General features: G+C 57.2%; 5 protein-coding genes. All 5 read left to right on the top strand.

The window, feature by feature from the left end; all coding sequences use genetic code 11:
* The 5 genes from Poly21_RS11755 (at window position 1) to Poly21_RS11735 (ending at window position 12,699) form a co-directional block, all read left to right on the top strand.
* Complete coding sequence (locus tag Poly21_RS11755) at window positions 1-1,815, top strand: LamG-like jellyroll fold domain-containing protein (RefSeq protein WP_302118737.1); 1,815 nt, start codon at window positions 1-3, stop codon at window positions 1,813-1,815.
* Between the two features lie 241 nt (window positions 1,816-2,056).
* Window positions 2,057-3,760: a sulfatase gene (locus Poly21_RS11750; protein WP_146407233.1), complete on the top strand. Its 1,704-nt coding sequence runs from the start codon at window positions 2,057-2,059 to the stop codon at window positions 3,758-3,760.
* Window positions 3,757-6,492 carry a PSD1 and planctomycete cytochrome C domain-containing protein gene (locus Poly21_RS11745; protein WP_302118735.1) on the top strand — a complete coding sequence of 912 codons (2,736 nt, stop codon included), beginning with the start codon at window positions 3,757-3,759 and terminating at the stop codon, window positions 6,490-6,492. The genes Poly21_RS11750 and Poly21_RS11745 overlap by 4 nt, the downstream gene beginning before the upstream one ends.
* Window positions 6,493-6,509: 17 nt before the next feature.
* Window positions 6,510-7,994: a DUF1501 domain-containing protein gene (locus Poly21_RS11740; RefSeq protein WP_146407231.1), complete on the top strand. Its 1,485-nt coding sequence runs from the start codon at window positions 6,510-6,512 to the stop codon at window positions 7,992-7,994.
* 226 nt (window positions 7,995-8,220) lie between these two features.
* On the top strand, window positions 8,221-12,699 hold the full coding sequence (locus tag Poly21_RS11735; protein ID WP_146407230.1) for a DUF4332 domain-containing protein: 4,479 nt from the start codon (window positions 8,221-8,223) through the stop codon (window positions 12,697-12,699).
* Window positions 12,700-12,742: the final 43 nt, after the last annotated feature.

Genomic DNA, 12,742 nt, shown 5'->3' with positions numbered 1-12,742 from the left:
ATGGACCACGAAATTCACAAGCTGATCTATCAGGCGATTGATCAGACCATCACGCCGGACAACCTGGAACGCTTGCAAGATGCGATCGAAGGCAGTCGTGAAGTCCGTCTGGAGTATCTACGAGCGGTGCATCTGGGTGAGACGCTGGAGGAGATCGCGACAAGTGAAATGCATTCAGCGGTGTCCTCACCCGAGCAAGTCACCAGTTCGCTTCCCGCTGATCTTTTGAGTCCCTCTCGCGTCAATCACGGTTCTCGGGGGTTTGGACTGAAAACCTGGGCCAGCGCCAAAACGACTCAGCCGGGTGACACGTTCCCGCCCGGCAGTGATACCGGGAATGCTGAGCCCAATCGCCTAGCGACAGGGGTGTTGGGGTTTTCATGGGGACCACTTGTCATCGCTGCGTCCATCGTCGCGATAATCAGTTGTGTAGCACTTTGGTCCGGGCGGACGAACACGAGCGACCAAGCACCGAGAGTCTCGCGATGGGAATCTTCGCATGGTCGGGCCGAGGAGTCGCTCATTGCCGGCCATGCTACTCTCCGTCGATCGGTCGACGTGCAGTGGTCCGACAATGCCACCTCGTTCCACGAAGGCGATGTGCTGCCCAACGGGATGTTGCAGTTTGATGGCGGCCTGATGGAGATTGATGTCTTCTGTGGTGCCTCCTTAATTGTGGAAGGTCCGGCATCCCTGCGGTTCGAGTCGGACTGGGAAGTTTCGTTGGTGAAGGGGCGATTGCGAGCCAATGTGCCTCCCGTTGCACGGGGCTTTATCGTCAAGGCGGCGGATTCTGAAATCATCGATCTGGGGACTGAGTTCGCTCTCGAGGTCGGGGCCGATCACGCTCGCGTCGAGGTACTCGATGGAGAGGTTGAATTGCGTGGTGGTCCCCACGATGGTGATCACCTGGTGACCGGACAAGGAGAGTGGCTCACTGGCTCAGGGACTGAGGCGTTCGCTTTGCATGGCATCAGCAGCGGCGAGGATCTTCGCCGGCGGTTGCAGCAGGCTCAATCCCAACGGTTTGCCGAATGGCAACGTTTTTCAGAGGAGCTCAGCGGCGATCGCCGCCTGATGGCTTACTACCCTTCGGCAGGTTCCAAGTCTGAGCGAATCATTCGCAATGCAGCCTCCGCGAGCACGGCTCGCAATGGTCATCTGGTCGGGCCGGTAGAGCATGTTTCAGGACGTTTCGGAGCACAGTCGACGGGGCTTGAGTTCGATCGGCCAGGCTCGCGGGTGAGAACTCGCATAGACGGAAAATTCCAAGCGTTCACGTTTTTCGCGTGGGTCAAGATTGACAGTCTCGACCATATCTACAACTCACTGTTTTTGGCGGACGGTTACGAGAATGGCGAGCCTCATTGGCAGATTCGAGATGACGGACGATTGATGTTCTCGGTGATGGTCGACGACAAACAGGATGTTCGCGTCGCTAACCGGTTCGACAAGGAAATTGTCCGGGATGCAGGCCGCCACCATGTTTATTTCACCGACCCTATCTGGGATGCCACCCAAAGTGGACAGTGGCTGCAGCTGGCCGCTGTCTACGATCCGCAGCGACGACGCGTCGAACAATATGTCAACGGCCAACAGGTCAGTAGCGAGGAGATCGTGGATGATTTCTACATTGCTGATCTGCGAATCGGACCAGCAGAGATTGGGAATTGGGGCCAACCGTTTCGTGATTCACCGTGGTTCGCCGTACGAAATCTAAATGGAACCATCGACGAGCTGGGGATCTTCAATGCAGCCTTGGACGCCAGCGAAATTCTCCATCTGTATGACCAAGGGAAACCGCTTGGATACTAGACAGAATGATTGAATGCAAAGTTTTCGAACGCGTCGAAGCGATCGTAAGTGTTGCGAAGCGGCGGAGCCAAGAATAAATCGCTTAGCCGATGTGGATCTTGTGAAAGATCCTCGCCGGACAGGAACTGCAATAAGATCCATCACGCCCCAGAATTTAGATGCGACCAAACACTCGCTAGACATCGCCAAGCTAAAGATCCCAGACCGCTTTTCTTCTACCCATCGAGCCAGACAAGACAATATGGAACGACTTCATTTCCTTTCGTTGCTGATACTGCTCGGCTTAGCGGGACAGACGCCGTGTTCTGCACAGCAAGCTGGCCGTGATGGTGTGAGCCAAGGTTCCCGACAATCGACCGAGGAAACCGGGGCAGGCGTCCAAACGGCGAATCAGAGTGACACCAAACAGCCCAATGTTCTGTTTATCGCCATTGACGATCTGCGCCCGGAACTGGGGTGCTATGGATCTGAAATCGCGGTATCGCCGCATCTCAACGAGCTTGCCGAAACCGGCTTGCTGTTCAATCGAGCGTATTGCCAGCAAGCGATCTGTCGACCATCTCGCGCCAGTTTGATGACGGGCGCCCGTCCTGAAACCACCGGGTTGTTCCACAACTACGTCTCCCTTCGAGAGTTACAACCCAACATTGTCACGCTGCCACAGCACTTCATTGCCAACGGCTATGAGACCGCATACTGTGGCAAAATCTTCCATCATGGTGACGAAGACGAAGCCCACTCGTGGAGTCGGGATCCGGTCAAGAGAATCAAGGGCATCGAGAAACCGAAGGGAGCATTTGCGTTGCCCGAGAACATCAAGGCGCGGAACGAGGACTTCCAACGGATGTTGTCCAAGTATGGCGAAGCGGCGCGGCGGGGACTGGCGAGCGAGCCTGCCTATGAGAGTGCTGACGTCCCTGACCACGCCTATGTTGACGGATACAACACACTCCTGGCAATCGAAACACTGCACGAGATGGTTGAGCAGGGCGACAAGCCATTTTTTTTGGCAATGGGCTTTACCAAACCTCACCTGAACTGGATCGCGCCAAAGAAATATTGGGATCTCTATGATGCTGATCAGATTCCGATGGCGCTTCATGCCGACGCACCGCGTGACGGGGCGGCGATGGGATTGCATGCCTCCTTTGAACTTCGCACCCGCGCGGGAATTCCCAAGTCGGGTCCGCTCGGCCCTGAACTCTCCCGCACGCTTAAACATGCCTATCTGGCCTGCGTTAGCTACGTCGATGCACAGATCGGGAAAGTGATCGCTGCCTTGGATGACGCCGGGGTTCGCGACAACACGATCATCGTCGTGTGGGGCGACCACGGGTGGCACCTCGGAGACATGGGGGTGTGGGGCAAAGCGACCAACTATGAGATCGCGACGCGCGTTCCGTTGATGATCTGGACCCCCGATATGAAAGTTCGCGGAGAAACGTCCGACGCCCTGGTTGAGTTAGTTGATATCTACCCCACGCTATGCGAGCTGGCCGGCATATCCAAGCCAAGTCATTTAGAGGGACACAGTTTCGCACCGCTGCTCGACGATCCACACCAATCGTGGAAGCAGGCAGCATTCAGCCAGTATCCCAATCCGGCACTGCGTGAATGGGCCGCCAACCCGCTCTCTCCAGCCATGCGAGAAACCTGGTTCGGACCGCTGATTCAGCAGGTGGAACAACGGATCGAGAAGCAGCAAGGAACGACGTGGGACCGCGAGCTGTTCGAGCAGCATTTGATGGGCTACACGATGAGAACGGATCGTTATCGCCTCGTCGTCTGGAAGGACCATCGCCGCCCCGATGCGGAACCGTTGTTTGTCGAAGTGTATGACCATCATTCGGATCCTCTCGAGACTGAGAACATCGCATCGAAGAACCCCGGTTTGACCGCAGAGCTTATTGAACAGTGCAACGCCGGATGGGAGGCAGCGAAATGAGAATTTCTAAATTGTCACTGAACGCAGTTATGACGCTGGCATTGACGTGGGGCACATGCGCCACTCCGCTTTTCTCGGCTGAAATTGATTTCGAGAATGAGATTCTGCCGATTCTGGAGGACAACTGCGTCTTTTGCCACGGCGAGGATGAACAGGAGTCGGGTTTGAGGCTCGACCGCCGTGTTGGGATGCTCAAAGGGGGTGATTCTGGCTTGCCAGCGGTGGTCCCCGGCGACATCCAAAAAAGCTATCTCCTCGAGGTAATCAACCATGTTGACCCTGACATGGCGATGCCGCCTGATGAAGATAAATTGTCAGAGGATGATATCAGGCTGGTCACTCGCTGGATCGAGCAAGGCGCCCTCTGGCCAGGTCAGATGGATGACGTGGTGGAGGAAGAGAGTGACCATTGGGCGTTCCAACCCATCGCGTCAGAGTTCCAGCATGATTCCATCGATGGATTTCTGAAAGCGAGATTGGTGGAAAGCGGCCTGGATTATTCCGACCCCGCGGATCCACGGTCACTGATTCGAAGGGTTAGCATCGTGCTAACTGGGTTGGCACCCAGTCCCGAGCGCACTGAGCGGTTCTGGCAAGACTATCAGCAGGACTCGCAAAATGCCTACGAGACGCTTGTCGATGAGCTACTCGCCTCTCCGCATTATGGCGAACGCTGGGCACAGCACTGGTTGGACGTCATCCGCTGGGCGGAAACCAATGGCAGTGAAAGTAACATGTACCGTAAGAACGCGTGGATGTATCGAGATTACGTTGTCCGGGCGTTCAATGAGGACAAACCCTACGACAGATTCATTCACGAGCAACTCGCCGGCGACCGACTCGGTCAAGGCGATGCCACCGGATTCCTCGTGGCAGGCCCACACGTGCCGGCAGCGACCGTGGGTCAGGAACCGACCTCGATCCGGCAAGCCCGCGCCGATCGGATGGATGAGATTTTACAAACGGTCGGTGCCTCGGTGATGGGCATGACCGTCGGCTGCGCCCGCTGCCACAACCACAAGTTCGATCCGATTTCCATTCAAGACTACTATTCATTGTCGGCCGTATTCCAGGACGTCGAGTTCGGTAGCCGGTATCCTGAGTTAAGCAGTGATCATCCTCGCGTGGTCCGCGAACGAGAACTTCGCCAGACGCTCGCACACCTGCGAAGCGAAATGCGTTCGCAGGGCTGGGCGTGGGTGGAAGACTGGACAGGCTATGAGGAAATCCATTTCCCACCCAAACAGACCGACGCGTTGCGTATCGATTTCGATCGACGATGGTTGCAGATCGATGAACTGGAGCTACTCGATGTCGCCCAACCGCAGAGGAATCTGCTGGTCGCAATGGCTGACACGGTGATCACCGACAACCCAGTGACCCATGACAAAGCCCAGCCAACGGCGCGTCTGAATGATGGTGTCTTCGGGACCAAGGGATGGAGAGGTGTCAGCCCGAAAGGAAGCGATGAGACGCCTTGGCTTCAATTTAAGTTCCCTGAAAAGACTACTGTCGGTACGATCCGGATCAGTTCCAACCGCGAAGATTTTTTGCAAACCGATTATCTGGAGGGCATGAACAAACGAACCTATGGCGACTTCACGATTCAGCTGCCCGATCAGGAAGGCGCATGGAAGGCCTTTGCATCGACCGCCGCGATGAGAGAGAGATCGAAAAGCAACGAAGACCGGCAGAACTTGCAGGATCAAATCCAAAACGTAATCGAGGAATTGCTGATCCAAGGTCCGCAGCCCGCGTTCTTGGCAGAGTTCGTCGAGCCGGTATCAACCTTCGTACTCTCTCGTGGGAGCCCCGAAAGCCCACGTGACCAAGTTTACGCCGCAGCGCCGCGATTGCTTGACGGACAATTGAATGTTCGTCCAGATAGCCCAGGGCCGCAACGTCGCGAAGCGCTCGCCGACTTGCTGACCAACCCCAGTAATCCGCTGACCGCCCGAGTTGTTGCCAATCGTATGTGGCATAACGTGTTCGGCGTGGGCATCGTGTCCACACCGAGTGACTTCGGTCGCGCGGGTGCACCTCCGTCCCATCCGAAATTGCTCGACTGGTTGGCCGCTGCAGTTGTTGAGTCGGATTGGTCGTTGAAACGCGTCGTCCGTATGATGGTTTTGTCGCAAGCGTTTCGGCAATCGAGCGAACCGCGTGAGGATGGTCTGGCCGTCGATGCGTCCGCCCAACTGCTGTGGAGATTCCCGCCGCGACGCGTCGAAGCCGAGGTCATTCGTGACGACGTCTTACAAGCCTCTGGGCGACTGGATCGTTCCATAGGCGGCCCGAGCTACCGGATTCACAACGTGAAAAAGCGTTACTCGCAATGGGAGGTCGTTGACAACCATGGTGAACAGACCTGGCGACGGATGCTCTATCAGGAACGAATGCGGCGCGTCGACGATCGCATCTTCACTGCATTTGATTTTCCTGACTGTGGACAGATCCGTGCCAAGCGTCCTGTTTCGACCACGCCACTGCAAGCATTGAATCTGTTGAACAGTGATTTCGTCGTCGAGCAGTCGAATTTGATAGCAGGCCGCGCCCGCGACGAAGCTGGCGAATCGGTTTCCGATCAAGTGAGACGGTGCTTTGAATTGCTGCTGCAGCGCCAGCCGAATGATTCAGAAATTGCCGCCTCAGTGGAATTTGTCGATCGACAAAGCCTGGCGCTGCTCTGTCGAACCTTGATCAATACCAACGAATTCGTCTTCTTGCCTTAACCCGAAGGTCGCATCGAATGAACTCCGAAAAACTCTCGCCGATCGGTCGGTCACTGCTGGATCGTCGCGGCTTCCTCGGGCAATCGGGAATGTCGATGGGCGCTATTGCGCTCTCACAATTACTCGCCCGTGACAATCTGCTGGCCTCGGAATCTGTTGGTCCCATCCGGCCAAACATTAACGAGCAGAAGCCTTACGCTCCCCGTCCACCCCATTTCGAAACGCCTGCCAAACAGGTGCTGGTTATCTATTGCCCCGGCGCCGTCAGCCACGTTGACACGTTCGACTATAAACCTGATCTCTACAAAATGGATGGTCGGAAACCGCCAGGACTGCCCGCGGTCACTTTTGAAGGTCCGACCGGCAACATTGCTAAACCGTTTTGGGATTTCAAACCGCGTGGCGAATCGGGCAAGATGGTTTCCGACCTGCTGCCGAATCTTGCTGAAATGGTCGATGACTTTTGCTTCATGCATTCGTTGACAACGCAAACCAGTGCTCATCCGCAAGGTGAGAACTTCATGAACACGGGATTCACGATGGAGGGGTTTCCCTCCTTTGGCGCGTGGGTGACGTATGCCCTTGGATGTGAAACCGAAGAGCTACCTGCATTTGTCGCTATCAACGACCCCCGCGGTCTTGCTCGCAGTGGTAAGAATAATTTTGGCAGCGGCTTCCTGCCAGCCGCTTTCCAGGGCACGGACTTTACCGCTGCGCATCCACCCGCCAATCTCGTCCGGCCCGGTGACTATCGCGGATCGGCGGATCGAGACAGCGTGTCCTTATTGCAGCGTTTCAATGCCGGACATATGCAACGCTACCCCGGCGACGCGGACCTAGCGGCGAGAATTGCGAGCTATGAACTGGCGGGGCGAATGCAGTCGTCAGTCCCCAATGTCATGGACATTGCTGGCGAACCGGCCCATGTCCACGATGCCTACGGCACTGGGACGGGGACTGAATTAAAACGTGCTTATGCGAACAATTGTATTCTCGCACGACGATTGCTCGAGAAGGGAGTCCGCGTTGTGCAGCTATTTAACGGCAGCGATCCGTCAGGCGGCAACGGGATCACGAACTGGGATTCTCATAGCGATATTTTAAAAACGCACGCGATGCAGGCGGAGATCATGGACCAACCGACCGCGGCCCTGATCGCTGACCTGAAGCAGCGCGGAATGTTGGATCACACCCTCGTCGTGTGGTGCACCGAATTTGGCCGCATGCCGTTTTTGCAAGCCAACGGTACAGGTCGCGACCACAATCCGGGGGCGTTCACTTGTTTTCTCGCTGGCGCTGGCGTGAAAAAGGGCTTCAGTTACGGCGAAAGTGACGAGTTCGGTTTCAAGGCCACCGTTAACGAAACGAGTGTCTACGACTTCAATGCCACGCTCCTCCACCTGATGGGCCTCGATCACGAGCGGCTCACCTACTATCACAACGGCATTGAACGCCGACTGACCAATGTTCACGGACACGTGATCCAAGACGTGTTGTCATGAGCGTTGGAAACAACCTGCTCGGGACTCCTGCCCAAATCGCGGGATTTTGCGTCTGAGTTTCACGGAATCGGTCTTTCGGCAAAATCGACATTTCGATTAAAGTTCACGCTGGAAATATTGATGGCGAAGGATCCCGCCAGGGGCAGGACTGCCTCTAGCCTTCGTCGATGTCGGTCGGTGCCCCCGTGGGAGCTGGCCCTCGCACCCATGGATTGGAGCGTTCGCGATGTTGTTGGATCGAATTGAAATTGACAGTCATGGTCCGTTGAACCGGGTCGAATTAGGGCCGCTGTCACACCATCTCAACGTGGTTCTTGGGGCACCCGGTTCCGGAAAAACCGCCATCGGCCGCTTTATTCGTGACTCATTGATCGACCGCGACTATCCCCGGGGCATGCTCAGCGGATCGGCGGGGCGAGTCGTTTGGGTGCATCAAAATGGCTGGATTCATTGCCGCCGTGAGCAGGACGGCTCGCCGGGCGGACGACGCAGTGTGGAGTTCGAGTCACGCGGCGAAACCGCAGGCACATGGGACGGCTACACCGACGGCTGGTTTGCCGCTGCACCGATGACTGATCATCGCACCAGCCACGGCAGTTCCGGAACATCACGGCCTTTGCAATCTTCGCTCGCTGCGCGAACACTCGGCAACATTCGCCTGCCCGAATCGATCGTCGATGGTGTACTGGTTGACACGACGATCAGCAGCGTCTCCCGTGTTGTCGCCGCGTGCATCTCGGCGGGACTGGATCAAGCCAACCTCGCTCCACTCTCCTTTGAAAGCGAAACGGCACACTACAACGAACGCGGCATCGAGCATCACCCCGCAACCGCGTCGCCCTCAGGCCGCGACGATCGCAGACGCCGGGCTCTGCGGGAGGAACTCGCTGACATTGAAGCCGAACTTGGAAAGCTATTCAGTGCCACCCAGGGGCATCCTCACGAAGTTCATCGTGCCTCCGAATTCCAGGCTGAGTCAACACGCAACTCCCGCGAGATCGAATCGCTCCGCCACCAGCGTACCGAGTGTATCCGTCGCCGCGACGCGTTGCTGGCGCGGCGCAGTGAACTGCGGGCTCGCCGCGACCAAGAAGCGCAAGATCACTACCGCTATCGCGTGGCCAATTCACACCACCCCGACCGAGTCGATGCGGCATTCGAGTCGACCCATGCGAGATCCCACTGGATGGCTCGGGATGCCCGTTTGCGATCGCTCCATCAGCGTGCTGATTCGCTCCGCAGCCGCGCATCGGCGTTACAACGCTGGATCGGCGAACTGGATAGCCAGGATTCGGCAGCCACGAGTTATCGGTATGGCGCCGCGGTAGCAGTGGATTCCGGATTGGGCTCTGTACCGTTCCAGCCTGCTTGGCAGTCCGACTCGGCCGAACAGCTCCAGAACCGGATCCGCCAGGCTGACCAAGAGATCGTATCACTGCGCCGCATCTTGGCGGACGTACAATCGTTGCGTGATTTACTGAGTTCTACCGGTCGATCCACCGCGAGCAGTCCTGAGTCCTACGATTGGCTGGACGATGGCTCCTTGCGAGGCCGGCGATACGATCACTTCGTTCGCGCCATGGATCACTACAGCAGCGATCGGCCCTGGTCGGACTTCTACGCTTCTGCCTACCGCCCCCTCCGTCCTGTTGACGATTTGGCAATTCGGATTGAATCAACGACCCGTCATCTCGATTGGCTATTGTCCCAATTCGAGCGACCGGGCGCAGCCTCCGCCACCCACTCGATTGACTCCGAGTCCTGGCGTGTCGAAGGTGACCGCGACGGCATGATCGAACAATCACTGCGACGAGTCCGTGATCAGCTTCGGCGACGCGATTACGCGCGGACGACGCAGATGGATCCGATCATTGCCGACTTGAATCAAACGCTTGATCGCTTGCTCGACCACCGTCGTCGAGTCGTTGCTGCTTTGGCGAGTCATCCGGTGGGAGATCGGCGCGATTACGTTGGCTATTCGAGCCCGCATCCAGACTGGTTCGCTGAACGCCAAGTTGCCATGCAGGAATTGGCAAGTGTGGAGCAAGAGCTCCACATCGTTCTCGAGCAAACTGCCGTGCTTCGACGTGCGCAACGATTCCTGCCCATTTTGGATCCTGTCTATCCGATTGGGATGGGTTCCTCGACGGCGTTTGGCGTTGATACCGATTTATATGCAGCAAGCCGAGCCGATAGTGCTTGGCAGACGGAACTGCGGTCGATCGATGCTGAGATCGCAGATCGTCACCGGCACGTCAATGAAATCGACCAACGAATTCGTGGTCTACAAACGCACCGATCCACAGCACGCGTTTATCGGGCGACTCCATCGACGAATGACATCACACGGCTGCAGCGCCGCCGCGAAGAGCTGATCGCGGAATTGAACCGTTGTCGACCGTTGGCACGACCGGAATCCTCGCTCTCGGAGCTTGCAAGCCGTTGGTTGGTGCGACTTTCCAATGGGCGTCACCGCCTCCTGCGTTGGTCGACGGTGCCGATCGCGACGGACCGCTATACCACGTTGGCAGCGGAAATCGATTCATCGGGCAATCCAGAGAACGCGCCAGGCCGTAGCGTCCACGTGTCGATCGATAATGTTGACGATCGCAACGTTTCCGCCGCGACCCGCGCCGTTGCTGCGTTAGCGGTTCGCTTAGCCGCCGGCGAGCTGTTGGGGAGAATGGGGCACGCGATTCCGCTGGTGCTGGAAACCCATCGCGAACTTTTCGCCGAGCACTCGCCTCAGCAGTATCCAGATGACCTCAACGGCAACCGGGCCTTTCAGCAATGGACCTGCGAAGGGATGAGTGGCGACAGCATCGCCTCGGCGCTGGCTGATTATTCCGCAGCAGGTCGGCAGCTGCTGATTTTGACCGAACACACCAAACTGGCAAACCACCTACAACGTTGCGGTGCCCGTCACTTTGCACTCCACACCCAACGAATCGTGCATCCGCATCGTCCAATGTGGCGTGGGGGACAACGTCAAGACAGCTACACCGGTCCTCACCCCATCAGTATGGACGGTACGCCGAGTGGCCAGCCTAGTTGCGAGCACGACATGAACTGGACCGAAGCTGGAGCGGTCAATCGCGAGTTCGATCAAGCATGGCGTCAGAGCGCCGGTCTACGCACGCAGACGCACGACGACGCCCATGCGACGGATATTCCCGCAGCCGGAGCCGCCTATCGCGATGGATACTATTACGCAGACCAGAGCTCGACGGTCGCGGCATCATCGACCAGCACTCCCGCTCAGCCAGCCTACGGCGGCGATGTGGCTCAGAGTCTGACGGCCCGACATCATGGTGCGGCGCTCAGCGACGTCGATGATGTTCCGTTCTTCTTGACTGTCGACAGTCCGATTGACGCGGCGCCCTCGATTGACGCCGTGGCTGCCCAACGCCTGCGTCGGATTGGAATCTCACACATCACGCATCTGATGAATCAAGATAGCAATCGCCTCGCCGATACCCTCGGGTTGGCGGGCGTTGATGCTCGAACGATCCGCCGGTGGCAAGCCGAATGCCGATTGATGTGCCGCGTTCCTCAACTCCGCGGTTTTGATGCTCGCGTCTTGGTGGGATGCGGGATCACCGATCCGGCCCAACTCGCGGCCATCCATCCGACGGACTTGCTCGATCGCGTCAAAACATTCCTTGCGACCGAACGCGGTCAACGAATTTTGTTGTCCGGTACCAGTTATGAATTGTCTCGGATCACGAGTTGGATCGCCTCGGCCAATGACAGCGTCCACACGAGTTTTCGCAATCGTACGGTCGACGGACGCCGCGTGCGAACGCGAGTCGTCCGCGAAGAATCGGAGCTGCCGCGACGCAGTGCCAACGCTACAGTGCGAACCAACCATGTGGAGCACGACGAAGACGTCTATCTCACTGACGATGATTTTGATCAGGAGCGATATGAGGTTCAGGTCGAACGCCGCGCGGATCAAATTGTCGACGATCTCGATGAACTGACGCGTCAATATGATGCGGGGAGTGACTCGCAGGACCGCACTGGGGCGGCGAGAAATCACCGAGATCGATCCGCCCCGCCGAAATCGACTGCTCCGCGTCCTGCATCCTATCGGATGAATAGTGAAGCGAAAACGCGAACGCGTCGTGCTGAGCGAAACATGCGACGCCAAACCGAGCGAAATCGAGCGTCGCAGGGCCAACGTGATACGCCCACCCAGATCGATCGCGAGGGGCGTGAGCAGACTCGTTCGATTCATCGCAATGAATCGTCAACCAAGACGACTCTCCGATTTTATCTGGAACGTGGTGATGATGTCGTTGATGCCCCGTCGATCGGTCCTCGAATGGCCGAACGATTGAACAAGATCGGGGTTGTCACCGTTGACGATTTACTGAACGCCGATGCTGCTGACATCGCGGAAAGCCTCAACCACCGTCGCATTGAAACAGACACTGTTATTCAATGGCAGCAGCAAACCACGCTCGTATGCCGAGTGCCGATGTTGCGAGGGCATGACGCTCAGTTCCTGGTGGCTGCTGGCGTCACTACAGCGGAGGTCTTGGCGAAGTGCGAAGCAGCCGAGCTGTTCGAATTGGTCGATGCGGTCGCCCAATCCACAGAGGGCAAAAGAATTGCACGCGGTGGTGCCTTGCCTGATTTGGTGGAGGTCAGTCAGTGGATTGAATGTGCCGCTCAGCACCGCCCCCTGCGAGCAGCGTAGGTATGTTGGGCTCCCCAGCTCGACGAGTTGCCTAAGCTTGTGG

It is taken from the genome of Allorhodopirellula heiligendammensis (assembly GCF_007860105.1).
Lineage (GTDB): Bacteria > Planctomycetota > Planctomycetia > Pirellulales > Pirellulaceae > Rhodopirellula > Rhodopirellula heiligendammensis.
The sequence above is the reverse complement of the archived record's forward strand: the minus strand, read 5'-3'. Positions and strand labels throughout refer to the sequence as shown.